Source organism: Clostridium sp. chh4-2, from assembly GCF_002899675.1.
Lineage (GTDB): Bacteria > Bacillota > Clostridia > Lachnospirales > Lachnospiraceae > CHH4-2.
This window is the reverse complement of the sequence record NZ_PKUU01000030.1, coordinates 40,309-65,124: the sequence shown is the minus strand read 5'-3', so window position 1 is coordinate 65,124 and position 24,816 is coordinate 40,309. Positions and strand designations below refer to the sequence as shown.

The window sequence follows — 24,816 nt, the reverse complement described above, 5'->3', positions numbered from 1 at the left end:
ATCTGTTAATTGACTTTATTTTAAAGGATAAACGGTAAAATTACAAGATTTGCAGCACCGGGCAGCACAGATAACAGGAATGGCGGTTCGGGAGAATTCCGGTGAAGAGAATCTTAATAGGTACGGAAAAGAGGGAAAGTATGAGATTGAACGAAGAGTTTATGGGACGTGTTGTGTTGAGTCCTGCGGGCGATGTTACGGCAGGAGAAGTATCCAGTTGGACGTTTACCTTTACAGCGGGTAAATACGGAATTGATGAAGGCGGCAGCTTCCGCATCGCATGGAGAAGCGTCAGCGACTGGGAAGCGCCGCAGTTTGATAATCCGAAAGGATTTGCCTATACCACAGCCGTGACAGATGGAGATGCAGACATCAGCTGCAGTTATGCTTCCTACATACGTCCTTTTGGAAACAGTATTTTATTCCAGGTGAGAAATGGTTTTTTAAAGGAAGGCGATGTGGTAACGATTGTTTTGGGAGACAGGAGCAAGGGCGGCCCCGGCATGAGGGCGCAGTCTTTTTGTGAGCGGGAACATGAATTCCGTTTTCTCATTGATCCTTGCGGGACAGGCCGTTATGAGGAGCTTCCGGGACGCCCGGTGGTTCAAATTGTGGCTGGAAGGGCTCACGAGATACAGGCTGTTATACCTGGAACCGTACGGATCGGCGAACCATTTGACTGTGTGGTAAGAAGTTTGGATGAATTTGGAAACCCGACTCCGCTTCTGGAGGAGAACATCCGTTTAAATATTCCGGAATTTGAAGGCAGCAGTATACCGGATGAAGTGAGCCTGACAAAGGACTGTCAGGGAAGTGTGCGGATTTTGGGGCTGGAAGTGTATGAAGAGGGGCATTTTCATGTGGAGATTCATACGGAAGACGGCATGTTTTCCGCGGTGAGCAATGCTTCCCGTGCAGTGAAGGAGCCGGAATACCGTCTGTATTGGGGAGATATGCATGCCCAGACCAGTTATACGGTGGGAACGGGTAATCTGGATGACTATTATTCCTTTGCAAGGGAGAAAGCGGCGCTTGATTTTACAGGATGGCAGGGAAATGACTTTGAAGTGGACGATATAAAATGGGATTCTGTCCGGGAAAAGACAAAACAATATAATGAAGAAAACAAGTTTCTGGTATTTTTAGGATATGAATGGTCGGGAATTACCCCTTTGGGAGGAGATAATAACGTTTTTTTCAAAGGCGATAACGAGCATTTCTACCCCAGCAGCAACTGGACGGCCAATGAGAATGTGGATTCCGGCAGGAATGCAAGCCCTGTTTCGGAACTCTGGGATATCTTTGCGGGAAGAGATGATGTGATGCTGATTCCGCATATTGGCGGAAGATATGGCAACCTGGATTTCTTCAATCCGGCGTTTTCCAGCGTAATTGAGATACATTCTCATCACGGAACCTTTGAATGGTTTGCTATGGAGGCTATGAAGCGCAGGATGAAGGTGGGATTTATTGCAACCAGTGATGACCATACCTGCCGTCCGGGACTTTCTTATCCGTTGAGCGGAAATGGAAAATCAGCATCCAGTGCGTTTGACGTGGCATCCGGATTTACAGGAGTATTTGCAAAAGATCTGACGAAGGAAAGCGTGTGGGAGGCTATACGGTCCAGAAGATGTTATGCGTCTGCCTTTGACCGGGTCTATATGAACGTATTGGTCAATGGGCATCGCATGGGTGAGGAGTTTGACAGCAGGGAAGAATTGGTGCTTTGCCTGGATGCATCCGGTACCTATCCGCTCGACAATGTGAAGATATATGACTGGGACCGTCTGGTGGCAGATTTGGATTTGCAGGAAAAGGACGAAAAGAGAATCCGTGTGCGTTGGAGCGGCGTAATGAGGCGCGGGCGCAACAAATCGGCTTCCTGGAATGGGGATTTGTATGTGAGAAACGGAAGGCTTTTGGAGGCATCGGAATATGCTTTTGACAGAAATGACCAGGGGATTAAACAGTGTTCCGATAAATTCGTGAAATGGGTGTCCTCCACATCGGGAGATTATGACGGACTTTACCTGACTGTGGACGGGGATGACAGCACGGTTCTTGATTTCTGTACGGAGCGGGGCAGCGTCAGTGTGAACCTCAAGGATATCTATGAGAAAAAGATGAGCTTTTCTATGGGCGGAGAGAATCTGACGGTGGAATTTGAACGGGCAAACCGAAGAATTGCTTCTGAAGAAGAAAAAGTTGTAAAGAGATCGGTTTCTCTTGAATATAAACTGGAAGAACTTTCCGGAGAACACGCGTACTGGGTTAAAGTGACACAGGATAACGGCAATGCGGCATGGTCTTCCCCTGTGTTTGTTAACAGAGGCTAGATAAGGCGGAAAGAAGGTGGATGAGTATGTATATTGTGATAGTTCCGGTCTTATTTTTAATTATAATCAGTATTTGCAAAAAAATCCCTCTGATTGGAGGAAGGCTTCTGGCCGCATTTTTCGGTGCGGGTATTTTAGCTATGGTGTTTGGGGGCGTGTATAATCCGGTTCAGTGGATTAACCCGTGGATCGACGGTCTGAACCGGGTGGCTTTTATCATATGGATCGTCATTTTCGGATCTTTCTTTTCCATGCTTCAGATTGAGACAGGGGCCATGCAGACCGTTTTGAATGTGCTGCGTGCGCTGTTCGGCCATACGCCTCAGGGTCTGGTGCTGGCCGTTTTGCTGGCTCTTTATATGGGCGGTTCCATGCTGGGAACCGTGGCGGCCGTAGGCGCCGTGATCGGTATGCTGATCGTTCCGGCGCTGGACGATATGGGGCTTTCCCCGGAACTGATCTGCGCGACCATCGTGACCGGCGGTTCCATGGGAGCGATCATGCCTCCTATCTCCAACGCAGTTAACGTGGCAGCCGGAATTATCGGAATCGATCCAATGCCGGTTATTCAGATCAGCTATATTACCGTGGGAATTGGCCTGGTTTTTATCAGCCTCTTTTTCTGTAAGGTCTATATAGGAAAACGATATTCCATGCCGGCCCATCTGATTCCGCAGGAATCCGCCGCCGCCATATTAAAGCGGGAATGGAAAACTTTAATACCTCTTGCGGTACTGATTGTAATTATTATGATAAACAGCATTCCGACGATTGCATTTGACATTCCCGGCTGGCTGCTGAAACAGATTCCGTTTGGTGAAGGGAATTTCTATCAGGCATTTAAAAAGATTAAAATTGTGGGGACGCTGACGAACAATATCGTGCTGTCCCTGCTGATTTCCATTGCGGTATCCTATGTGATGTATCCCAAACTAAGAGTGAACGCATTTGAGAAGCTTTTGAAGGCATTTCGAAATGTTCAGGGCAGCGTCATGATACAGATTGCGGCCGGTTTTTTCCTGGGCGCGTTCACCGTCGGCGGACAGCTGGATGTGATTGCAGCCTGGGCAGCCGGTTTAAATGCCACCCTGCTTAAAATGGGGGGAAGTGCATCTCTGGTGCTGGCGGGTATGATTATGGGAGCTCAAAGTACATCTCAGACGCTATTAACGCCGATTATCGGACCTTCCTGGATTGCAGCCGGGGTTACTCCCGTACATGCGGCGGTGGCCAGCGCCCATTTGGCAGCTGCGGGCCAGGGCCTTCCGCCGGCGGATCTCAATACATTTGTCATCGCAGGTCTGGTTGCATCAATTTTGCAGAAAAAAGTAGATCCTTTAAAATCCATGTATTATACTACGGTATATTGTATCTATCTGTTTATCGTGGGAGTTCTGTTCCTGTATATTTAAAATACGGGAGCAGGTTTTTCCTGCGCCTGTGGGAAATTTATACCGGGTGAGAAGATAATTTCAGAAAAAAGTCTTTACATTTTCCTGAGATATGGTATACTCATGAAATCAATAAAATAAGAAACGCAGAGTAGACTTGTGTGCGTTAAGTGCCGGCTGAACAGGGAGTTGTCAGTTGGACGAAAAGAAGAATCCTTTTAATTGGTGAATTCTTGCGGTACACAGGTCGCATCCCGCTGCACGGAAGAGATTTTTATCTCCTGTTGTAGTATGAGAGGTCTGCAAAGGAGGTAATTTTTTTATGCGAAAATTAGCAACTTTGTTCTCAGATTCGTATCATGAATTCAAACAAGTGAGAACGGTCACAACATCGGCAATGTTTGCCGCAATTTCAGTAGTTTTAGGCTATTTTACAATTGTAATCGGGGATTACATCAAGATTGGTTTTTCCACCATACCGAGCCAGTTTGTGTATTATTTATTTGGCCCTGTGGTAGGTGGGGCGTTTGGCGGAGCGCTGGACATTTTGAAGTATATTATTAAGCCGACGGGAGCATTTTTCCCGGGATGGACGTTGGGAGCCATACTTGCGGGTGTGCTTTACGGAACCATTCTTTATAAAAGGCCCATTAACTTCTGGAGGATTTTGATTGCTGAATTGGTTGTATCCCTGGTATGCAACATGCTTTTAGGGACGCTTTGGCTCAGCATAATGTATGGAAAGGGATTTATGGTACTTTTTCCTATGAGAGCATTTAAAAATATGATTATGTGGCCGATCAATTCGATGCTGTTTTATACGATCAGCAAGGCCCTTGAGAGCACCGGAATCCTTAGGATAATCAAAAATTTCCGTATGGTTCAGGCCAGATAAGAAGATATGGCAGCGGCAGACTTCGTTTTCCTTTTGAAAACCCGGGTCTGCCGCTGCTTTTTTGTGGCGGTCATTTTCCGGCTTTTTGCGGTCAGAATGCGGCGGAGGCAGGGCAGTCTGATATAATGAGGACAGTTCAAAACAGTATATGGACACGAGAAGAAACTCATGAAAGGGGCTAAGATTATGAAACTGTTTAATGGAAATGTCAATGGAGGGCTTATACGGAAAATAGGTATTACGATCTTATCGATTTGCTTATTTCTGATATGTTCTGCTATTCTATATGTGACAAAGCTGGCCTCCATGCCGCAGAAGCTCCCTCCGGAAGAAGGGGAGATCGCTCATATCACCAATGCAAATCTGGAAAAGGTGACGGAAAAAAAGATGGACGATTTTTGGACTATCGCAGTCTTCGGTGTGGACAGCAGAACCGGGGAGATCGGTTCGGGAACCAATGCGGACGCCCAGCTGATTATGACCATTAACCGCGCCAACGGTGAAATCCGTCTGGCATCCGTATACAGAGACACCTTACTGATGAAAAATACGGAGAATGAAAGCTTCGGCAAGATTAACAGCGCTTATGCAGAAGGCGGGCCTTATCAAAATGTAATGGCTCTTAATACAAACCTGGATTTAAAAATCACAGACTATATCTCATTTTCCTGGAAAGCGGCTGTGGACGCAATCAATATGATGGGAGGAATTGACCTGGAACTGTCAAAATCAGAGTGGTACTATATGAATTCGTTTATAACGGAGACTGTGAACTGTACCGGAGTGGCATCCAGCCATTTAGACGGCCCAGGGATGCAGCATTTGGATGGAGTGCAGGCGGTAGCTTACTGCAGGCTTCGCCTGATGGATTCTGATTTTAACAGAACGGAACGTCAGAGAAAGGTGATGGAACTGGTTCTTGAAAAGGCCCGTTCATTAAGCTGGGAGGAACTGATCAATATTTTGACCGTGGTTCTTCCTCAGACGGCAACCAGCGTACAGTTCGATGATCTGGCCATGATGGCAAAAGGGATCAGTCAGTATCATATTGTGGAAACCGGCGGCTTCCCCTTCGTTCAGGAAGAGGCCAGGCTGGGCCGCTACGGGGCCTGCCTGATACCAAATACTCTGGAATCCAATGTGATCCAGCTTCACCGCCTGCTTTATCAGGACGAAGATTACCAGTGCTCGGATAAGGTCAAGGAAATCGGAAAAGAGATATTGAAACAGGCAGTCAGGAATTGAGGTGATAAGACATGATCCGATTTGCAGTGTGTGACGACCAGCAGGAATTTACAGACAAAGAAAGACAGATTATCGACAAATACTGCCGCGATAATGGAATTGCGGCCGAGATCAGGGACTACACGGACAGTAAAATGCTGCTTTACGACATTCAGGAAAACACCCATTTTGACATGCTTTTGCTGGATATTGAAATGCCTCAGATGAACGGTATGGAACTGGCCTCAATGATCCGGGAAAAGCTTCCCCAGGCAATGATTTTGTTCGTCACATCCCATACAAAATATGCGATTAAAGCATTCGAGCTGTCCGTGTTCCGCTATATACCAAAGGCGGAGATGGATCAGTCTCTGCCCCTGGCCCTTTTTGACGGTTTGAACATGATATCCTGGCAGGATCGGGAATGCTATCTGATTGAATCGCCGAGAAAGGTTCAGAAGATCAATATCTGTGATCTGGTCTATATTTATAAGAAGCAGAAATATGCAATTCTGGTTACAAAAGAAGAGGAGATCCCGGTCCGGAAATCTCTGAATCAGGTGCTTAGCGAATTGAACCGGGAAGAATTTCTGATGATTGAGCGGGGCTTTATCATTAACCTCTATTACGTGATGAAAATGGAGGGGGCGGAAGTCGTTCTGCGGGGAGGAATCCGCCTTCCGGTGGGCGGAAGCTATCAAAAAGAGGTACGGGATAAGATTGCGGGATTCTGGAGGAAGCGGTTATGAGCCAGTTGTTTTTAGCGGGAGAGATGGCAGCTGATTTTATAGAAGCTCTGCTCTGCTATTACTTTATCAATTTATTTGTCCCACAAAAGATTAAGGGGAGAATCCGGTTTGTGATCTTATCGGTGATCCTTTTAATTACCATGCAGGCGGCGGATCATTTTCAGATATTTCCATTAATCTCAACGCTGTGGTTTGTATTTTATATCTGTATGACATCGGTGCTGGTGTTTCAGGTGGACACGTTTTATTCCATATCTCTGGTCAGCTTTTACATTCTCTGCGCCTATATCATCGATTTTTTCTGTTTGTCGGTTATGGGGGTGCTGGGTAAAAATCAGCAGTTTGCACAGATGGTCATCAGCCAGCTGTCTTTATGGCGGTGCGCCTATCTGGCGGTGAATAAGATTTTGCTGATCCTGTTTTATCTGCTGGCGAAAAAGGCGTTAAAAAAAGAGCTTTTCTATAATGCGTCCATGATATTTACGGTGTCATTTCTGGGCCTGTGCGGCGTGGGATTCTTATCCTGGCTGACTATTCAGGAAACCAGCGTTCATGCGCTGTTTTCCTGGAGCATGTGTATTGTCCTACTGTTCGTATTTTATTTCACCCTTCTTTTTTATACGAATTACAGGAAGGAAAAAGAAATTTCTTCGATTCTCCAGCTGAAAGACCAGATGGTGAGACGGGAATATGAACTGGTGTTGGGACAGCAGAGGCAGCAGCAGGAAATGTCTCATGATTTGAAGAATCACATGCTGGTGCTGTCCACTTTGATGGAAGAGGAACGGTATGAGGAAGTGAAATCATACATCAGCCGGCTGGGAGAACCGCTAAGCCGTCTGTCAGGGGAGATATGGACCGGAAATGCGACCCTTGACATTCTTTTAAGCCATTTTAAAAACCAGGGAGAACAGATGGAGATTCCGTTTACGATCCAGGCCGACGCCGTGGATTTGTCCGGAATGGAGGACCAGGATCTCTGCTGTCTTTTTGCCAATCTTTTGGATAATGCGCTGGAAGCGGCGCAGAAGATGCCGCAGCAGAAACGATGGATTCAGATCAAACTGCGAAAAATCAACGAAATGATATTTATAGTCATATCGAATTCCATGTCCGGAAGACCTGTAAAACAGGGAGATACACTGGGTTCTTCTAAAAAAGAGACCGGAATGCACGGATTGGGAATCCGAAGCGCAGCCCGGTCTGCAAAGAAATACGGCGGTGCATTGGAATATGAATACGGTGACGGAGTATTTACTGTGACAGTCACTTTTCTGGAAGGACTGCAGCCTCCATGTAATCCATAGCGGCCGCCAAAATCCGCTCCATCCGCCCGGCAGTTTCCGGATTGGAGTAAGGGACCCGGTTTACAAGCCGGGCGATATAATTGTGCTCCATCAGATATTTTAAGCCGGAAGGAAAATTGAAATCATAAATATAACCCAGATAAGAAACCCACATGTCCATATGGGTGCGGCGTTCGCTGTTCAGGATGGGAATGTGGTTTAAGAAGTTTTGATATATGGAATCGGTAATGGCCTCCCGGCCAAGTTCTTCTTCCGTCACATCCACCATGGTCACCATGCCGGATACATCCTTTACCCTGAAGTTATCCAGTTTATCGGCATCCCGGATCAGCCGGCTGTGAAGGAGAACCTGTCCTTTTAAGCCTTCCTCCATGCGGTACAGCCCATGGTTTTTGATGGCTGTGTAAATGATGGAATCATAGGTGCGTTCGGGAATAAAGGATTCGATCATGCTGCTGCCGAACAGTATGTCAAGACTGCACTGGGCATGGGGCATGATGGAATCGTCAAAGCTATTATATAAGCGCAGCTGTTCAAATCTGCCGATATCGTGAAGCAGGGCAACGTGTCTGGCAATTTCTGCATCTTCTGCGGACAGTTTCAAGTCTTTAGTAAGGTAATCCATAGCCGAAATAACCCCGTATGTATGGATGATTTTCAGCTTGATTTTGTCATCGTTCCTGTCATATTGACCGAGATATTTTTCAAAAATGTCTTTTGCATGTTCAAAATTCATGGACAATCTCCTTAAATGATAATATAATACTATCTATGTGATTATAACATAATTTGGAGGTAAAGCAATGAGCGAAAATTGTACACATAACTGCAGTACCTGTGGAGAAAGCTGTTCCAGCCGGACCCAGGAGCAGACAAGCTTTTTAGAGCCGTTAAACCCGGCAAGTTCCGTTAAGAAAGTGATCGGCGTTGTCAGCGGAAAAGGCGGAGTGGGCAAATCTTTAGTCACCGCAATGATGGCCGTGAAGATGAATGCAAAAGGCCACAAGACAGCCATCCTAGATGCCGATATTACTGGCCCGTCAATTCCAAAAGCATTTGGCATTACCAGTGATAGCGTGGGCATGGCAGGAGACAATCTGATGGTTCCGGCCACCAGTTCAACCGGCATCGAGATCATGTCGGCAAACCTTTTGCTGGATCATGACACAGACCCGGTTATCTGGAGAGGGCCGGTTATCGCAGGCGCGGTAAAACAGTTCTGGCAGGAAACTCTGTGGGAGAACGTGGATTACATGTTTGTGGATATGCCTCCGGGAACCGGCGATGTTCCTCTCACTGTATTCCAGTCACTTCCTGTAGCAGGCATCATCATCGTAACGTCTCCTCAGGAGCTGGTATCCATGATCGTTGGAAAAGCGGTGAACATGGCAAAGAAGATGAATATTCCGATTATCGGTTTAGTTGAAAATATGAGCTATTTGGAATGTCCGGACTGCGGAAAGAAGATTTCTGTATTCGGCGACAGCCATATCGATGAAGTGGCAAAGGAATACGGAGTTCCGGTAATTGCAAAGATCCCGATCCGCCCTGAGACAGCTCAGGCTGTGGACGCAGGAACCATCGAATATCTGGATGCGCCATGGCTTGACGAGGCGGCCGGAATCGTAGAGAAAATATAATTACGAAAATCTTTGTTTAATCGACTAAGGTACGCCGGAAAGAAGGGGAAACCTGGGCGGGCGGCGGAACTAGAGAAAGACAGGGGATTCGGGTTACGACCCTAAGTGATACTAGGCCGGCAAGAGCGGAAAAAGGCAGCGCGGCGCCATTCACGATGAACTCTTTATGACTTCATCGTTCAAGGGCGCCTCAAATACTGATCCGGAATTCAGTATTTGTCTGCCTTTTTCCACTCTTGCCGACCAAGTATCGCTAAGGGTCTGCACACGATCCCCTGTCTTTCTCTAGTTCCGCCGCCCGCCCAGGTTTCCCCTTCTTTCCGGCTGTTGCTTGGCTGGCTGAGGTTAAAAAGATTTGGCGGTATTGATGGAAACAATATTAGAAAGAATAGCAGAACTATCGGTGGCAACACCGAATACGGAAAGTATATGAAGTTTGGTTTTTGATGTTTTTTTGTATGAACAATGATATAATAATAAAAGCTATACAAGAAAGTTAAAAAGGCAATATCTGATAAATGATTGATGGAAGAGTGGGTGTAAGGCAGATGGCAGATATACTGACAGGGGCAGAATTTGAAGGTGATTATAAAAAATGGATATATGAAGTAAGCAATCGTTTTAAAACCAGTCAAATTAAGGCATCTATAAAAGTAAATGATGAGATGCTTCGTTTTTATTGGCATCTTGGACGAGATATTGAGACAGTGAAGAAGAATGTAACATGGGGCAGCAATGTTTATCAAAAGATAAGCAAAGACTTAGTAAAAGAACTGCCGGAGATCAAGTCATTTTCACCAAGAAATCTGCAATATATGAATCAGTTTTACAGGTTGTATTCGGATGTAGAGATTACGCCCCAACTTGACGCGCAAATTAAAAATATAATTACGCCCCAAACTGGTGCGCAAATTGATAAGAATATTATTTTTATGATTCCATGGGGGCATCATAAAGTTATCATGGATAAATGTAAGGAGGACCAACAGAGAGCATTGTTTTTTGTACAAAATACACTGGTAAATAATTGGTCCAGAGCTGTGCTGTTAAATTTTCTTGATACGAAGCTTTTTGATAGACAGGGCAAAGCAGTTACAAATTTTGAATATACACTTCCACCGGCACGAAGTGATTTAGCACAGGAACTCACGAAAGATCCCTACAATTTTGATTTTATTACACTGACCAAGAACTATAATGAAAAAGAATTAAAAGATGCACTGATGGATAATATTACAGCATTTTTGTTAGAACTTGGAAATGGATTTGCTTTTGTTGGGCGTGAATATCGGATTGAAATTGGCAATACAGAAAATTTTATTGACATGCTGTTTTATCATATCAAATTACATTGCTATGTGGTAGTTGAGGTAAAGGTTACAGCGTTTGAACCATCTTTTACAGGCCAACTTGGAACATATGTGGTTGCAGTCAACCATATTCTAAAATCGGAGATGGATGCTCCGACCTTGGGACTGTTGGTATGCAAATCGAAAGATAATATTCAGGCGAAGTATGCAATAGAATCCAGCAGTCAGCCATTGGGAATATCAGAATACGAACTTTCAAATTTGGTGCCGGATGACTTTAAGGGAACACTGCCAACGATTGAGGAAATTGAAGCTGAGCTAAATGAACATAAATAAATAGTAGTATTGACAGTGCGAGTTTGAATATGCGTTTTCGCTTTTTGCCTATAGTACAAAAGAAGGGGAGGTAGATAGTGAAGAGGAGTACGATAAAAATTGATAGACAGAAATTGTATGATGAAATATGGGAAATATCTGCCTCCGGTATCAGGCTTGACAGACTGGGTGGGGCTTCTTTATAATAATGCATAAGGAAGAGCGAAAGGGGTGAGCACAATGAGGTTGTTTGGTAAATTCTGTATTGATTTTAGCTCTGCACAATTATATAAAACGAGACATTGTGTGGAGCCCAATTATAGGAATAGTTTTTGAAAGGCGGCTTATATGATCAGAAGATATTGATTGTAGAGCCTTAATTGTGTTGCCTTTACATAAACTGAAATGATGAAATCCGGCCGCAGACGATGTTTTGTCTGCGGCCTTTTTTGTATTGTTGGATTATCTATTGCTTAGAGAAAGGATTTAATAAAAATGAAAAATCAAGAACAGGATTTAACCATAGGAAATGTTAATGGAAAATTGGTTCGTTTTGCACTTCCGTTATTTGGTGCAAATTTGCTTCAGTCGTTTTACAGCATTGTCGATATGCTGGTAGTCGGGCGTATTGTAGGAAAAACGGGGCTTGCGGCGATCAGTAATGCATCGATGATAAGCTTTATTATCAATTCTATCTGTATAGGGGTTACGATGGGCGGGACGGTTTTGATTGCTCAATATAAGGGGGCTGATGATGAACAGGGGCAGAAGGAAACTGCCGGAACATTGTTTTCGTTATCTTTTATTGCTTCAATTATTGTTACTTTTATTGGTTTACTGGTTTATGCTCCTCTTTTTTCGCTTCTTAATGTCCCTTCGGAGGCGATGGAAGAAGCATGCGGCTATATGCGGATAATTTGTTTGGGAACCGTATTTGTGTTTGGTTACAATGCGGTGTGTTCTCTTATGAAAGGATTTGGAGATTCCAAAAGTTCCCTCTATTTTATGGCGGTGGCTGCAGTTGTTAATATTGTTTTGGACTTGTTATTTGTGGGGCCTATGGAGATGGGGACGGAGGGGGCTGCTTATGCGACGATATTTTCTCAGGGGATATCTCTGCTGGTTTCTATTATTTACTTAAAACGAGAGCATTTTGTGTTTGATTTTAAAAGGGAGAGTTTTGCAGTTAAAAAGGATAAATTAATCAGCATATTGAAGATTGGGCTTCCGGCTGCGGTTCAGATGGTAATTGTTAATATTTCTTATCTGCTTATTACGGGCATGCTCAATAATTTTGGCGTTTCCGTGGCGGCGGCTTCGGGAATCGGACTGAAAGTGAATACGTTTGCGGGTATGCCTTGTTGGGCAATCGGTCAGGCGGTGACCGCTATGGCAGGGCAAAACATGGGAGCGCAGAATTTAGAACGGGTAAAAAAGACAGTAAAATGCGGTTTACGGCTAAATGTACTGATTACATTTCTTGTTGTCATTATAATACAGATTTTTTCAGAATCAATCATTATGATGTTTGATCCTGGCAGTCCGGAAGTCGTAAAAGAGGGAGTGATGTATCTTAGAATCTGCTGCGGCATAAACAGCTTAATTTATGCAGTTATGTACACGTTTGATTCATTTGCCATTGGAATCGGTTCGGCCAATGTGGCTATGTTCAATGCGCTTTTAGACGCTTTGGTTGTACGGCTGCCTGTCAGCTGGATTTTGGCATTTGTTTTTCAATTGGGGTTTTCGGGGATTTATATAGGACAGGCGCTCTCACCTGTTTTGCCTGCAATCGTAGGTGCGGTTTACTTTAAAAGCAAATCCTGGAGGTCAAGAAATGATAGCGGGCGGGTGATTCCGTAGACAGCCATGCGAAACTTATCCTTTCAGTACCAATAATGAGAGGATATATTTCCTTTTACAAGTTATAATATAGGAATCAGGAATAGGAGCAGAAAGGAATGCAATATGGAATGGAACGAAAAATTACAGATAATTCTTGATTATGTGGAAAATCATTTGCAGAGAAAGCAGGAACCGATCGATTTACAGGAAATATCCAGGATCGCGGAGTGTTCTCCGGGCTTTTTTCAAAAAGTGTTTTCCTATATGAACGGCATCAGCTTTTCGGAATATGTGCGCAGCAGAAAATTGACGTTAGCCGGATATGACTTAAAGAGCACGGATAAAAAGGTGGTTGACGTGAGTTATCAATATGGGTACGATTCGCCGACTTCCTTTACAAAAGCCTTTCAGCAGTTTCATGGTGTCACACCGAAAGAGGCGCGTAATAAGGATATAAAACTGCGGGTAGTGCCTAAAATGCAAATATCAGTAAAACAACAGTATTCCTGGAGGCTGGTACAAAAAACTTCGTTCCGTCTTGTAGGAAAAAGTATCCGTTTATCCTGTATCAATGGGGATCATCCTGAAAAAATATTGGAATTTTGGAGCGATTGTCAGAAAAACGGTATTTTTTCCATGTTGGTTTCAATAGACGATGGGGACCCGAAAGGTCTGTTTGGCCTGTTTCGTTATGATGAAAATAATTCAAATGAATTGGAATATTCCATTATGGTGAAATCAGACCGTGATCTGCCGGAAGGGTGCGGCGAAATGATCATACCCGAAGCTGAATGGGCAGTGTTTGACTGCATAGGGCCTGTGCCGCAGGCGGTTCAAAAGGGGTGGAAGTATCTGCAGGAGGAGTGGCTGGTGACATATCCGTTTCAGCATGCAGAATGCCCGGAACTGGAGTGGTACAGCGGCGGCAGCGCTTATGCCAAGGATTATCTGAGCCAGATATGGATTCCAATCGTCGACGATGCTCGTCGCTAGTCCTGATTAAATGCAGCAAAATAAATTGAAAATACAGGGAGAATTAATATTATGAGTGAGAAATATACGTTTCATGATTTTTTAGGTGCCGTTGATAATGAAAACCAAAAGTATGTGAGCGAACTGCATGATGCCTTGACGGAGCTGGGCTTTCTTATAGAGGTGAAGCAGGCAAAGAGCGGCTATGTGGTCTCTTATATTCTGAATAAAAAAACGATAGCCAACTACGTATTTCGTAAAAAGGGGCTGATGATACGGATTTATGCCGGTCATATTGCTCAGTACATGAATGTTTTAGACAATCTGCCTGATGAAATGGTGCAAGCCATTCAGAAAGCGTCCATATGCAAACGTTTGGTTGACCCGGACAGCTGCAATCAGAGATGTTCTATGGGCTATGAATTTATCCTGAAAGGAGAACGCCTGCAAAGATGCCGCAACAATGCGTTTATGTTTTTTATTAACGAAGAAAGCAAGCCGTTTATAAAAAATATTTTGTTGAATGAGGCGAAATATTTTATGATATAATTAGGGACATAACAACAGATACAGTGAGGTAGAAGGATGAAAATGTATTTAATTGACGCATTTGCAGAGAACGTATTTACCGGAAATCCGGCTGCGGTGTGCGACTGCGGGGAATGGCTGCCGGATGAATTGATGCAGAATATTGCCGCAGAAAATAACCTTCCGGAGACCGCTTTCGTAGTGAAAGAGAAAGATTATTACAGAATCCGATGGTTTACGCCAAAATATGAGATAGATTTGTGCGGTCATGCCACCCTTGCCAGTGCGTATATGATACATAATTTTCTGGATAAAGACAAAAAAACCATCGTTTTTTATTCGCAGAGCGGAAAACTCACCGTTCACTGTGAAAATGATCAGTATACGCTGGATTTTCCCGCACGTCCGCCTAAAGAGATTCCTCCTTTGCACGAACTGGAAAATGCGCTGGGAGCTGCGGTTGATGAGTTCTATCTGTCCAGAGATATTGTTGCAGTTGTGAAAGACGAAGATACAATAAAAAACTTAAACCCTGATTTTCATCAGCTTAAATCCATCGAATTAGGCGATGGAGTGATTGTTACGTCACAAGGTAAAAACTACGATTTTGTCTCACGCTGTTTCTATCCAAAAAGCGGTGTAAACGAAGACCCGGTAACCGGTTCTGCCCACTGCAACCTCATTCCCTACTGGGCAGAACGGCTCAACAAAAATGAAATGACCGCGCGGCAGTTATCCGCCCGTGGAGGAACACTTTATTGCCGTTTGGCCGGAGACCGGGTAAAAATAAGCGGTAAAGCAGTTTTATATTCCATATCAGAAGTATTTATATAATTTGGGTGCGGGGCTGTGCCGGAGGGGTAATATCCCGTGTCCGCCGGGCTTCCTACTCGCCATAAAAATGAACGTGACTGTCGGACACAAAATACATGTGTTCGCCAGTCACGTTCATTTTTACGGCTCGTATCCAGATGGCGGTACACTTGGATATTACCCCTCCGGCACAGCCCCGCACCCAAAGCCAAGAAAGAACCTTCAAAACAAAGAAAACAGGCGTTTTTATTTAACTTCGGCCATAGAAAAGGAGCCTGAAACAGGAAAAGGGAAGGAGATACAGCCATAAGAGTGGCTGCATATCCTTCCCTTTTCTATTTTTGAGTGTTCCGCTTCCTTATTAAATTAACATGGATTTTTGCCTGTAATTTATGAAGGGACGGATTAGTGACAAGTTTAGTTTTTCTTTTCGGTATCCGCCAGATATTTTTTCCAATAAGCATCCTGCAAAACCTTGATGATCTCCGGTGATTTTCCGCCTACGGGAACTCCGTCGATTTCATAAGCTGTTTTACAAAGCTTGCTGGCGCTTGAAACGATCACTTCATCGGCATTCATTAACTCACTCAACGTAAACGGTGTTTCATCTACCGGAATATTGTTGTCTTTACAGATCCGGATCAGATGAGCCCGGGTAATGCCCGGCAGTATGTAGTGGTCGGTTGGATGGGTTTTGAATACTCCGTCCTTTATGATTGAAACATTGCTGTGGGCGCATTCCGTTACGATATCACCGCGATGGAAGACGGCCTCGTTGCAGCCCATCTCAGCCGCTTTCTGAGCAGCCATAACGTTGGGAAGAAGATTCAGGGTTTTGATGTTGCAGTGAAGAAAACGGGTATCTTCAATGGTGACCAGTTTCAGCTTTTTGGAAAGGTCAAATTCCCCGCCCGGTTTGATCATGATCCAGATGTTGACAGGAACATCCCCTTTTGGAAATTCATGGGTCCTCTCTGCGGTTCCTCTGGTGGCCTGCCAGTACACGAACTGGTTGGGGGAATCCACTTTTTGAACCATGTCTATGACGAGGGCTTTCATCTCGGCTTTTGTATAAGGCAGTTTGATTTTAAGCAGTCCGGCGCTGTTGTAAAAACGGTCGATGTGATCGTCCATGGCAAAAGGCACATGGTCTCTTGCAGTGGTAGCTTCATAAACTCCGTCTCCAAACCAGCAGACGCGGTCATTCATGGGGACGGTCATCTCATCTAATGGGCCGTAATTACCGTTATAATATCCAAGTTTTTCCATAATATCCTCATTTCTTCGCGGCTTTTTGTATGGGATGGAGACTGAGGTTGCCGCTCAGACACAGCCTCTGTAAATGGTTGGGCAAAGAAATCAAATGCCGCTTTTTATGATTTAAAATATGATTGAATCATAACATGAGCCCTGGTTTTTGTAAAGAATGATTCCCGGAGAGTTCAGAAAATATTAATCATTCTACCATTGATCATAATGGAATTTCCGTATATAATATTGGTAGGACATAACTGTTCGTAATTGTGAGGGTACTGAACAATTACGATAGGACAATAGGAACCCGAGGTGTACGAATGAATATTAACATGAATCCAAACAGTGAGTTAGAACAATCCATCGTCAGCGTGCCGGATCTGGTGAGAGTGCCGGATAATTGGGCGGATGAAGCTTATCAGTTTCAGCAGGTGATGATGATGTTTACCTGCGCGATCCGTGAGGTGAAGACAAAATTAGAGGTGCTGAATGACGAATTATCGGTGAAGAACCAGAGAAATCCGATTGAGATGATAAAGTCCAGAGTTAAAAAGCCCAAAAGTATTATTGAGAAGCTGCAGCGGAGAGGGCTGGAAATTTCCCTTGATTCCGTGCTGAACAATCTGGATGATGTGGCAGGCATCCGTGTGATCTGTTCCTTTGTGGACGATATCTATGAAGTTGCCGATATGCTGATCAGACAGGATGATATAAAGGTCATTACAATTAAGGATTATATTAAGAATCCCAAGCCAAACGGCTACCGAAGTTATCATATGATCATTGAGATTCCGGTGTTTTTCTCCGACCGGAAGAAACCGATGAGAGTTGAGGTGCAGATCCGGACGATAGCGATGGACTTCTGGGCCAGCCTGGATCACCAGCTGAAGTATAAAAAAGAATTTGGAGATTCAGAAGAGATCGGCCAGGAATTGAAGGCCTGTGCAGAGGTGATTGCCCAGACTGATGTCAAGATGCTGGAGATCAGAAAGAGAATTGAGGCCCAGGGAATCACCGTCAAAAAGTAACCGGTTAATAGAGGTAGTAGGACAGGGTTTCGCAGATGTGAAAGCCTGTCTTTTTATATAAGGCCATGGCGGCTTCATTGGTGCTTGTCACCTGAAGACGCAGAGTATGGATTCCTTTTTCTATCAGACAGGAAAAGAGGGTATGGAGAAAACGCGTGCCGAACCCCTGATTCCTGAACGCTTCTTTGATTTCCATTTCATAAAGACAGGCGGATTTCGAGCCGTAATCCAAGCGGCAGCTGCCTATCGCCTGTTGATTTAAAAGACCGATGCAGAGCCCGTTTTTTTGAAGTTTTAGCTGAATGAGGCTGTCCGGTGCCGATTCTTCTAATGTGAGTTCCATGATATATTCTGAATAATCATATTCCGCACCCAGTTTATCCAGCACATTCATAGTATCCTGACATCCGGGAGAAACTACAAAAAGCAGATCATATCCAGCCTGTTCTTTTTCTTCCTTTTCTTCGAGAAAGGAGAGAGCCATATCAAACAGACGGGTAAAACAGCCCTGGCCCCGTTTCATCGGAAGGGTAAAGGCAGTGCATTCACAGCAGTCCTCCCAGGAAAAGAAAAGGGATAGGGCGCTTATGACAGAACCGTCATCATCGAAAAGCAAAAAGTGGCAGGTTCCGTCCTCCATGGGATAAGAAAGCCTTGTGGAATCGTGGCCGTTACAGAGTGTTTCAACGGAATGGATCTGATTTTTTTCTTCTTCATTGAGTGTCCAGGTTTGTTTGGTTTTCATGTGGTTTTCCTGCTTCCGGTTTTTTCTATAGTATAGTACAAGAAAGCGGCCTGTTTCAACCAAATATTTTCTATATTTTACATTGTTTGAACAAAACCATAATGGTAGAATATGAGTGATAAACAGAATAACCGGAACAAGCCGGGTATTGGGAGAAATTTATGAAATACTTAAAGCAGATCAGCATTATTTTTGGGATTACCATGATAGGAGAATTGTTAAATCAGATTCTGCCGTTTCCGGTTCCCTCAGGGGTTTATGGATTGTTTTTACTGTTATTCGGCCTGTGTTCAGGCATTATAAAATTGGAACATGTGGAACAGACCGGGAATCTTCTTCTGGATTTGATGCCTCTTATGTTTGTGCCCGTTTCCGTAGGCCTTCTCAACAGCTTTGAAGAGCTGAAGGCGGTTATGGTACCGCTTATTGTGATTTCGGTAGTCTCTACCATCGTAGTTATGACGGTTACCGGAAAGATGGCTGAGTGGATCATACGCAGAAATGAGAGGAGAAAATCATGAGTGAAGTTCTGTCGTCGGCGCTGTATTTTGGGCTTGTGATCAGCGTTGTTACGTATTTATTTGGAATATGGGTTAAGAATAAGACAAAACTGGCTTTATTTAACCCGCTGCTGGTATCAGTGGTTCTTATTATTTTATTTTTGGTAGTATTTAAGATCGATTATGCAGAATATAATAAAGGGGCAAGTTATATATCGTATTTTTTGACTCCGGCCACCGTGTGTCTGGCAATTCCGCTTTATAAGCAGCTGAAGTTACTGAAAAAACATATCGCCGCCGTGATCGGAGGGATCGCTTCAGGAGTGGCTGCCAGCGCGGTCAGCATATTCGCATTAAGCATGTTATTTAAACTGGAACATGTACACTATGTTACTCTGCTTCCAAAGTCCATTACCACGGCCATCGGCATGGGAGTCAGCGAAGAAGCGGGAGGCATTGTAACTCTGACTGTGGTCAGCATTATAATAACAGGACTTTTAGGGAACATAATAGCAGAAACTGTATTTAAGATTGCAAAGATCACCCATCCGATTGCAAAAGGCCTGGCACTTGGAACATCGGCCCATGCCATCGGAACGGCGAAAGCATTGGAGTTAGGAGAGATCGAAGGAGCGATGAGCAGTCTGGCCATTGCGGTGGCGGGATTGATGACCGTTCTTGTGGTGCCTGTGGTGAGCGGTTTGATTTGATGAATAAAATATTGGAACATGGAGGAAAACATGAAAAGAAGAGAAGAGGTACCAAAGGAATTTACTTGGAATATGGAAGATATGCTTTCCGATGACAGTGCGTGGGAAGCTTTATATAAAGAAGCGGAAGAACAGCTGAAGGAATATGAAGCGTATAAAGGGAGACTTTCAGAGTCAGCCGGGATGCTGTATGACTGTCTGAAGCTGGATGATGAACTGTCGCTGAAGCTGGAACGCATTTTTGTCTATGCGAAGCAGAAATCGGATCAGGATACTGCCAATCCGCTGTATCAGGATTTTACGGCCAGAGCGCAGAGCCTTTCCTATAAGGCGTCTGAACTGTCTTCTTATATTGTGCCGGAAATTTTGTCCATGGATGAGGCGCTTTTAAAGGAGTATATGGAATCTAAAAACGGCATAGAGCATTTTAAACGGGCGGTGGAGCTGTTGATTCCTAAGAAGAAGCATACGCTGTCACCGGAGATGGAGGCTTTGCTGGCCGGATCTTATGAGGCGACGCAGAGCCCGTCACAGATTTTTGGAATGTTCAACAATGCGGATCTGCGGTTTCCCGTGATAAAGGATGAGGCGGGTGAGGACGTTCAGATCACCCATGGAAACTATATTTCTCTGATGGAAAGCGGCGACAGGCGTGTGAGAAAAGATGCGTTTACGGCCCTTTACGGATGTTATAAACAGTTTCGCAATACGCTGGCAGCCACCTACAGCGCCAATGTAAAGCAGGCCGTATTTTATGCAAAAGCCAGAAATTATTCATCCAGCCGGGCTTATGCGCTTATGGAAAATGAGATTCCGGAAGAGGTTTATGATAATCTGATTAAAGCGGTTCATCAATATCTGCCATCCCTTCACCGCTATGTGAAGATCAGGAAAAAGGTGATGGGGCTGGATGAGATTCATATGTATGATATCTATGCGCCCATGGTTTCCGACGTTAAAAAGTCCGTACCCTACGAAGAAGCAAAAGAGATGGTGAAAGCCGGTCTGGCTCCTTTAGGAGAGCGGTATCAGGAACTCCTTCAGGAGGGATTTGACAACCGTTGGATCGATGTATATGAAAATGAAGGCAAGCGGAGCGGGGCATATTCCTGGGGCGCTTACGGCAGCCATCCCTATGTGCTTCTTAATTATAATGATACATTGGATTATGTATTTACCCTGGCTCATGAGATGGGGCATGCCCTTCATTCCTGGCATTCGGATAAAAACCAGCCTTACACTTATGCAGGTTATAAGATATTTGTGGCAGAGGTGGCTTCTACCTGTAACGAAGCGCTTCTGATCCGCCATTTGATGAACAACTGTAAAGACAGGAAAGAGAAAATCTATCTGATCAATCATTTCCTGGAAAGCTTCCGTACCACCTTATTCCGACAGGCCATGTTTGCCGAGTTTGAAGCGGTGACGCATAAGATGGCGGAAGAGGGAAAGAGCCTGACGGCCCAGACACTCTGTGAATTGTACCATCAGCTGAATGTGGATTATTTTGGCCCGGATATGGTTGTGGATCCGGAAATTGATTATGAATGGTCCCGGATTCCTCATTTTTATACGCCGTTTTACGTGTATCAGTACGCGACCGGATTTTCAGCGGCGGTTGCGATCAGCACGAAGATATTAAGTGGGGATCAGGATGCGATAGACGGCTATTTTGAGTTCCTAAGTGGAGGAAACTCCATGTCTCCAATCGATTTACTGCGGCTTTGTGGGGTGGATATGTCTGTTCCCAAGCCGATTGAAGAAGCTTTGAACGTATTTGACAGTCTATTAGATGAATTTGAACAGGAGAATGAATATGAACCTATATGAGGCCATAAGCGGAAGGAAGTCGGTCCGTAAGTTTACAGAGGCCTCGCTTCCGCAGAAAATGCTGGATCAGATTCTGGCATTCTGCAGAAAAGCGGCTCTTTTGGACTACGAGATTGAAACCAAAGCGGAAATACTTGATAATACAGAAAAGAAAGTGAAATTAAAAGGACTGTGGAAGGTGGATGCGCCGTACTATCTGGTGCTCTCCTCACAGGATAAAAAGGGATGTGAACGAAACGGCGGATACCTGGCGGAGCAGGTGGTTTTGTATCTGACGGCTAAAGGTTTGGGAAGCTGTTATCTGGGCGGTTCAAGGGCCGATATGCTTCTGCCGAAGGGGTGGAAGGAGATCATTGTCATCGCGTTTGGATATGCCCAAGGAGTGCTTTTAAGGGAAGTGTCAAGGGCAAAGAGATTATCCCTGAAAGAGCTCTGTATCTTTAAAGAGGAACCCAGCGAGAATGTGAAAACCATCTTAAAGGCGGCCCGCCTGGCGCCGTCTTCCATGAATACGCAGCCGTGGAGATTTATCGTATATAAGGACCGGTTTTGCCTGTTCTCCTGCCGGGACAGAATCCCGGTGCCCATGCTGTCGTCCATGAGGGAGTTTAACATCGGAATCGTGCTGGCCCATATCATGCTGGCCGCAGAAGAATTGTGGCTTAGAATGGGCTTTGAAGTGGAGGATGCCCTCAGCAGAAAGGTATATAAAAATGGAGATTATGTGGGGACGATAACATTGCAATAAGCATGGACTTATGCTAAAATGGGAAAGAATAACAATTAAGAGAAAACCGAGGAGGATATGGTTGATGATTAGTCAATTGATCGAAAAAATACAGAAAACGAAAGCGCCGATCTGCGTAGGATTAGATCCGATGCTGGGTTACATTCCGGAGCACATCACGAAAAAGTCATTTCAGGATTTCGGAGAGACTTTAGAGGGAGCCGCCGATGCGATCTGGCAGTTTAATAAGGAAATCGTTGATCATACCTATGACCTGATTCCATCTGTAAAACCACAGATCGCTATGTATGAGCAGTTCGGAATCGAGGGCTTAAAGATATATGAAAAGACTGTCAGCTACTGCCAGGAGAAAGGGCTGACTGTAATCGGCGATGCAAAGCGCGGCGATATCGGTTCTACTTCAGCCGCATACGCAACCGCACATATTGGAACGATTATGGTTGGTTCCACTGCGGTTTCCGGATTCCATACCGACTTTTTGACAGTAAACCCATACTTCGGCACCGATGGTGTGAAACCGTTTGTGGATGTATGTAATAAGGAAGATAAAGGATTATTTATTCTGGTTAAGACATCCAATCCGTCCAGCGGAGAGTTCCAGGATAAGCTGATTGACGGCAGACCTCTGTATGAACTGGTGGCTGATAAGGTTGTGGAGTGGGGAAAAGACTCCATGGACGGAGCTTACAGCAACGTAGGAGCCGTAGTTGGAGCAACCTACCCTGAGATGAGCAGAATCCTTCGTAAATTAATGCCCAATACTTATTTCCTGGTGCCTGGCTACGGCGCTCAGGGCGGAACTGCAGAAGACCTGAAATACTGCTTTAACGAAGACGGCCTGGGTGCAATCGTGAATTCTTCAAGAGGAATCATCGCTGCATACAAGCAGGAAAAATACGCAAAATTCGGCGCAGAGCATTTCGCAGAAGCTTCCAGACAGGCAGTTATCGATATGGTCGCTGATATCAACAGCGTATTATAGGAGGAAGCCCATGGGTCAGGTGAAATTAACAGCAGTTGTGGACAGCCAGAAGAGGCTGGTTCCTGATGTGTACAGCATGTGGATTTGCTGTGGGGAGATTGCGGAACAGGCGGTTCCCGGACAGTTTATCTCCGTGTATTCAAAAGATGGTTCCAAGCTTCTTCCAAGACCGATCAGCATCTGCGAAGTGGATAAAGACGCCGGTAAATTAAGGATTGTTTACCGGGTTGTGGGAGCGGGAACGGAAGAGTTCTCTTCATATCAGGCGGATGATGAAATCACGATCATGGGTCCCTTGGGCAATGGTTTCCCGGTGGCGGAGAACAAGGGCAGAAAGTCCTTTCTGATCGGAGGGGGAATCGGTATCCCGCCTATGCTGGAGCTGGCAAAACATCTGGATGGAGAAAAACAGATGGTGTTAGGATACCGCGACGTCCTGTTTTTAGACCAGGAGTTTGAAGCGTATGGAAAAGTGACCATCGCTACGGAAGATGGAAGCGCAGGCACCAAAGGAAACGTGCTGGATGCAATCCGGGAGCAGGGGCTTAATGCGGAAGTGATCTATGCCTGCGGCCCGACTCCTATGCTTCGGGCGATTAAAGCATATGCGGCGGAGCATGGAATCGAATGCTGGCTATCACTGGAAGAAAAGATGGCCTGCGGTATCGGCGCATGTCTGGCTTGCGTCTGCCAGTCCAAAGATGTGGATCACCATTCACACGTGCACAATAAGCGGATCTGCAAAGACGGCCCTGTGTTCCGTGCCGAGGAGGTGGAACTGTGATGAATACAAAAGTAACCCTTGCAGGAATTACACTTAACAATCCGGTTATGACTGCCTCCGGTACATTTGGTTCCGGCGCCGAGTACGGCGAGATGGTGGACTTAAATAAGCTGGGCGCTGTGGTGACCAAAGGAGTTGCCAACGTGCCGTGGCCCGGCAATCCGACTCCCAGAATAGCGGAAACCTATGGCGGGATGATCAATGCCATCGGGCTTCAGAACCCTGGAATCGATGTGTTTGTGGAACGGGACATCCCGTTTTTGAAAAAATATGATACGAAGATCATCGTAAACGTATGCGGAAAGACGACAGAGGACTATGTGGAAGTGGTGGAGCGTTTAGCTGACCAGCCGGTAGATATGCTGGAGATCAACATTTCCTGTCCCAACGTTAAGGAAGGCGGAATTGCATTCGGACAGGACCCGAAGGCGGTGGAAGCCATCACCCGGGAAGTGAAAAAATATGCAAAACAGCCGGTTATCATGAAGCTGAGCCCCAACGTTACCGATATCACGGTGATGGCAAAGGCGGCGGAGGCGGGCGGCGCGGATGTGCTGTCTTTAATCAATACGCTGACCGGCATGAAGATTGATATAAACAAGAGATGCTTTGCGGTGGCCAATAAGACAGGCGGGCTTTCCGGTCCTGCGATCAAGCCGGTGGCGGTCCGCATGGTTTACCAGGTATCCCACGCGGTATCGGTTCCTGTAATCGGTATGGGCGGCATTATGAATGCGGAGGACGCCATCGAATTTATGATGGCCGGAGCTACGGCGGTTTCCGTGGGCACGGCTAATTTCCACAATCCATATGCGACGGAAGAGATTGTGGCAGGCATTGAAGCATACATGAGTAAATATAAAGTAGAAGATATTAATGAATTAATTGGGTGTGTGGACTGATCTGC

23 protein-coding genes and 1 riboswitch are annotated in these 24,816 nt (G+C 45.1%); of the genes, 20 read left to right on the top strand and 3 right to left on the bottom strand.

Annotation, left to right across the window (positions count from 1 at the left end):
- Window positions 1-140 precede the first annotated feature (140 nt).
- The 6 genes from C0033_RS23940 to C0033_RS23915 all read left to right on the top strand — a co-directional run bounded on the left by C0033_RS23940 (window position 141) and on the right by C0033_RS23915 (window position 7,905).
- The gene (locus tag C0033_RS23940) at window positions 141-2,339 is read left to right on the top strand and encodes a hypothetical protein (RefSeq protein ID WP_103230363.1); all 2,199 of its coding nucleotides are present in this window, start codon (window positions 141-143) and stop codon (window positions 2,337-2,339) included.
- A gap of 26 nt (window positions 2,340-2,365) precedes the next feature.
- Window positions 2,366-3,751 (top strand): TRAP transporter large permease subunit, encoded by a 1,386-nt coding sequence (locus C0033_RS23935; protein ID WP_180994877.1) that lies wholly within the window; start codon window positions 2,366-2,368, stop codon window positions 3,749-3,751.
- Between the two features lie 124 nt (window positions 3,752-3,875).
- Window positions 3,876-3,992, top strand: a riboswitch (THF riboswitch).
- Window positions 3,993-4,052: 60 nt separating this feature from the next.
- The gene (locus C0033_RS23930; protein ID WP_103230361.1) at window positions 4,053-4,625 is read left to right on the top strand and encodes a folate family ECF transporter S component; all 573 of its coding nucleotides are present in this window, start codon (window positions 4,053-4,055) and stop codon (window positions 4,623-4,625) included.
- Window positions 4,626-4,811: 186 nt separating this feature from the next.
- Window positions 4,812-5,870 carry an LCP family protein gene (locus C0033_RS23925; protein ID WP_103230372.1) on the top strand — a complete coding sequence of 353 codons (1,059 nt, stop codon included), beginning with the start codon at window positions 4,812-4,814 and terminating at the stop codon, window positions 5,868-5,870.
- Window positions 5,871-5,881: 11 nt separating this feature from the next.
- Complete coding sequence (locus C0033_RS23920) at window positions 5,882-6,598, top strand: LytTR family DNA-binding domain-containing protein (RefSeq protein WP_103230360.1); 717 nt, start codon at window positions 5,882-5,884, stop codon at window positions 6,596-6,598.
- Window positions 6,595-7,905: a sensor histidine kinase gene (locus C0033_RS23915; RefSeq protein ID WP_103230359.1), complete on the top strand. Its 1,311-nt coding sequence runs from the start codon at window positions 6,595-6,597 to the stop codon at window positions 7,903-7,905. The genes C0033_RS23920 and C0033_RS23915 overlap by 4 nt, the downstream gene beginning before the upstream one ends.
- Here C0033_RS23915 and C0033_RS23910 read toward each other — a convergent pair.
- Window positions 7,865-8,641, bottom strand: a complete 777-nt coding sequence (locus tag C0033_RS23910; RefSeq protein ID WP_103230358.1) for an HD domain-containing protein — start codon at window positions 8,639-8,641, stop codon at window positions 7,865-7,867. The two genes, C0033_RS23915 and C0033_RS23910, sit on opposite strands and share 41 nt — an antisense overlap.
- Window positions 8,642-8,708: 67 nt before the next feature.
- Between C0033_RS23910 and C0033_RS23905 the strand changes: the two genes are divergently transcribed.
- The 6 genes from C0033_RS23905 to C0033_RS23880 all read left to right on the top strand — a co-directional run bounded on the left by C0033_RS23905 (window position 8,709) and on the right by C0033_RS23880 (window position 15,349).
- Complete coding sequence (locus C0033_RS23905) at window positions 8,709-9,545, top strand: Mrp/NBP35 family ATP-binding protein (protein ID WP_103230357.1); 837 nt, start codon at window positions 8,709-8,711, stop codon at window positions 9,543-9,545.
- A gap of 518 nt (window positions 9,546-10,063) precedes the next feature.
- Window positions 10,064-11,191 carry a PDDEXK nuclease domain-containing protein gene (locus tag C0033_RS23900; protein ID WP_347501217.1) on the top strand — a complete coding sequence of 376 codons (1,128 nt, stop codon included), beginning with the start codon at window positions 10,064-10,066 and terminating at the stop codon, window positions 11,189-11,191.
- Window positions 11,192-11,665: 474 nt separating this feature from the next.
- On the top strand, window positions 11,666-13,033 hold the full coding sequence (locus C0033_RS23895; RefSeq protein ID WP_103230356.1) for an MATE family efflux transporter: 1,368 nt from the start codon (window positions 11,666-11,668) through the stop codon (window positions 13,031-13,033).
- 105 nt (window positions 13,034-13,138) lie between these two features.
- Window positions 13,139-14,008, top strand: a complete 870-nt coding sequence (locus tag C0033_RS23890) for an effector binding domain-containing protein (RefSeq protein ID WP_103230355.1) — start codon at window positions 13,139-13,141, stop codon at window positions 14,006-14,008.
- Window positions 14,009-14,059: 51 nt separating this feature from the next.
- A complete protein-coding gene (locus C0033_RS23885) occupies window positions 14,060-14,536 on the top strand; it encodes a hypothetical protein (RefSeq protein WP_103230354.1) in 477 nt (158 codons plus the stop codon).
- 36 nt (window positions 14,537-14,572) lie between these two features.
- A complete protein-coding gene (locus tag C0033_RS23880; protein WP_103230353.1) occupies window positions 14,573-15,349 on the top strand; it encodes a PhzF family phenazine biosynthesis protein in 777 nt (258 codons plus the stop codon).
- 396 nt (window positions 15,350-15,745) lie between these two features.
- Here the strand turns inward: C0033_RS23880 and C0033_RS23875 are convergent, their stop codons facing one another.
- A complete protein-coding gene (locus tag C0033_RS23875) occupies window positions 15,746-16,597 on the bottom strand; it encodes a D-amino acid aminotransferase (protein ID WP_103230352.1) in 852 nt (283 codons plus the stop codon).
- 305 nt (window positions 16,598-16,902) lie between these two features.
- On the opposite strand from C0033_RS23875, the gene C0033_RS23870 reads away from it, so the two are divergent.
- Complete coding sequence (locus C0033_RS23870; protein WP_103230351.1) at window positions 16,903-17,610, top strand: GTP pyrophosphokinase family protein; 708 nt, start codon at window positions 16,903-16,905, stop codon at window positions 17,608-17,610.
- Window positions 17,611-17,614: 4 nt separating this feature from the next.
- Here the strand turns inward: C0033_RS23870 and C0033_RS23865 are convergent, their stop codons facing one another.
- Window positions 17,615-18,355, bottom strand: coding sequence for a GNAT family N-acetyltransferase (locus C0033_RS23865; RefSeq protein ID WP_103230350.1), 741 nt, complete (start codon window positions 18,353-18,355; stop codon window positions 17,615-17,617).
- Window positions 18,356-18,516: 161 nt separating this feature from the next.
- Here C0033_RS23865 and C0033_RS23860 point away from each other — a divergent pair, with 161 nt between their 5' ends.
- The 7 genes from C0033_RS23860 (at window position 18,517) to C0033_RS23830 (ending at window position 24,811) form a co-directional block, all read left to right on the top strand.
- On the top strand, window positions 18,517-18,876 hold the full coding sequence (locus C0033_RS23860; protein WP_103230349.1) for a CidA/LrgA family protein: 360 nt from the start codon (window positions 18,517-18,519) through the stop codon (window positions 18,874-18,876).
- Entirely contained in the window at window positions 18,873-19,565 is a 693-nt protein-coding gene (locus tag C0033_RS23855; RefSeq protein ID WP_103230348.1) for an LrgB family protein, read from the top strand. Before C0033_RS23860 ends, C0033_RS23855 begins: the two co-directional genes overlap by 4 nt.
- 30 nt (window positions 19,566-19,595) lie before the next feature.
- On the top strand, window positions 19,596-21,395 hold the full coding sequence (gene pepF / locus C0033_RS23850) for an oligoendopeptidase F (RefSeq protein ID WP_103230347.1): 1,800 nt from the start codon (window positions 19,596-19,598) through the stop codon (window positions 21,393-21,395).
- On the top strand, window positions 21,382-22,143 hold the full coding sequence (locus C0033_RS23845) for a nitroreductase family protein (RefSeq protein ID WP_103230346.1): 762 nt from the start codon (window positions 21,382-21,384) through the stop codon (window positions 22,141-22,143). The genes pepF and C0033_RS23845 overlap by 14 nt, the downstream gene beginning before the upstream one ends.
- A 64-nt stretch (window positions 22,144-22,207) precedes the next feature.
- Window positions 22,208-23,125 carry an orotidine-5'-phosphate decarboxylase gene (gene pyrF / locus C0033_RS23840; RefSeq protein WP_103230345.1) on the top strand — a complete coding sequence of 306 codons (918 nt, stop codon included), beginning with the start codon at window positions 22,208-22,210 and terminating at the stop codon, window positions 23,123-23,125.
- A gap of 10 nt (window positions 23,126-23,135) precedes the next feature.
- The gene (locus C0033_RS23835) at window positions 23,136-23,909 is read left to right on the top strand and encodes a dihydroorotate dehydrogenase electron transfer subunit (RefSeq protein WP_103230344.1); all 774 of its coding nucleotides are present in this window, start codon (window positions 23,136-23,138) and stop codon (window positions 23,907-23,909) included.
- Window positions 23,909-24,811 (top strand): dihydroorotate dehydrogenase, encoded by a 903-nt coding sequence (locus tag C0033_RS23830; protein WP_103230343.1) that lies wholly within the window; start codon window positions 23,909-23,911, stop codon window positions 24,809-24,811. The genes C0033_RS23835 and C0033_RS23830 overlap by 1 nt, the downstream gene beginning before the upstream one ends.
- The last annotated feature ends 5 nt before the right edge of the window (window positions 24,812-24,816 follow it).

Excerpts from the sequence above, each read along its gene's own strand:
- C0033_RS23860 (WP_103230349.1), top strand. The coding sequence starts at position 18,517 with ATGAAATACTTAAAGCAGATCAGCATTATTTTTGGGATTACCATGATA.
- C0033_RS23905 (WP_103230357.1), top strand. The coding sequence starts at position 8,709 with ATGAGCGAAAATTGTACACATAACTGCAGTACCTGTGGAGAAAGCTGT.
- C0033_RS23835 (WP_103230344.1), top strand. The coding sequence starts at position 23,136 with ATGGGTCAGGTGAAATTAACAGCAGTTGTGGACAGCCAGAAGAGGCTG.
- C0033_RS23870 (WP_103230351.1), top strand. The coding sequence starts at position 16,903 with ATGAATATTAACATGAATCCAAACAGTGAGTTAGAACAATCCATCGTC.
- C0033_RS23935 (WP_180994877.1), top strand. The coding sequence starts at position 2,366 with ATGTATATTGTGATAGTTCCGGTCTTATTTTTAATTATAATCAGTATT.
- C0033_RS23915 (WP_103230359.1), top strand. The coding sequence starts at position 6,595 with ATGAGCCAGTTGTTTTTAGCGGGAGAGATGGCAGCTGATTTTATAGAA.
- C0033_RS23925 (WP_103230372.1), top strand. The coding sequence starts at position 4,812 with ATGAAACTGTTTAATGGAAATGTCAATGGAGGGCTTATACGGAAAATA.
- C0033_RS23900 (WP_347501217.1), top strand. The coding sequence starts at position 10,064 with ATGATTGATGGAAGAGTGGGTGTAAGGCAGATGGCAGATATACTGACA.
- C0033_RS23930 (WP_103230361.1), top strand. The coding sequence starts at position 4,053 with ATGCGAAAATTAGCAACTTTGTTCTCAGATTCGTATCATGAATTCAAA.
- C0033_RS23845 (WP_103230346.1), top strand. The coding sequence starts at position 21,382 with ATGAACCTATATGAGGCCATAAGCGGAAGGAAGTCGGTCCGTAAGTTT.
- C0033_RS23890 (WP_103230355.1), top strand. The coding sequence starts at position 13,139 with ATGGAATGGAACGAAAAATTACAGATAATTCTTGATTATGTGGAAAAT.
- C0033_RS23910 (WP_103230358.1), bottom strand. The coding sequence starts at position 8,641 with ATGAATTTTGAACATGCAAAAGACATTTTTGAAAAATATCTCGGTCAA.
- C0033_RS23830 (WP_103230343.1), top strand. The coding sequence starts at position 23,909 with ATGAATACAAAAGTAACCCTTGCAGGAATTACACTTAACAATCCGGTT.
- C0033_RS23855 (WP_103230348.1), top strand. The coding sequence starts at position 18,873 with ATGAGTGAAGTTCTGTCGTCGGCGCTGTATTTTGGGCTTGTGATCAGC.
- C0033_RS23880 (WP_103230353.1), top strand. The coding sequence starts at position 14,573 with ATGAAAATGTATTTAATTGACGCATTTGCAGAGAACGTATTTACCGGA.
- C0033_RS23865 (WP_103230350.1), bottom strand. The coding sequence starts at position 18,355 with ATGAAAACCAAACAAACCTGGACACTCAATGAAGAAGAAAAAAATCAG.
- pepF (WP_103230347.1), top strand. The coding sequence starts at position 19,596 with ATGAAAAGAAGAGAAGAGGTACCAAAGGAATTTACTTGGAATATGGAA.
- C0033_RS23885 (WP_103230354.1), top strand. The coding sequence starts at position 14,060 with ATGAGTGAGAAATATACGTTTCATGATTTTTTAGGTGCCGTTGATAAT.
- C0033_RS23920 (WP_103230360.1), top strand. The coding sequence starts at position 5,882 with ATGATCCGATTTGCAGTGTGTGACGACCAGCAGGAATTTACAGACAAA.
- C0033_RS23895 (WP_103230356.1), top strand. The coding sequence starts at position 11,666 with ATGAAAAATCAAGAACAGGATTTAACCATAGGAAATGTTAATGGAAAA.
- C0033_RS23875 (WP_103230352.1), bottom strand. The coding sequence starts at position 16,597 with ATGGAAAAACTTGGATATTATAACGGTAATTACGGCCCATTAGATGAG.
- C0033_RS23940 (WP_103230363.1), top strand. The coding sequence starts at position 141 with ATGAGATTGAACGAAGAGTTTATGGGACGTGTTGTGTTGAGTCCTGCG.
- pyrF (WP_103230345.1), top strand. The coding sequence starts at position 22,208 with ATGATTAGTCAATTGATCGAAAAAATACAGAAAACGAAAGCGCCGATC.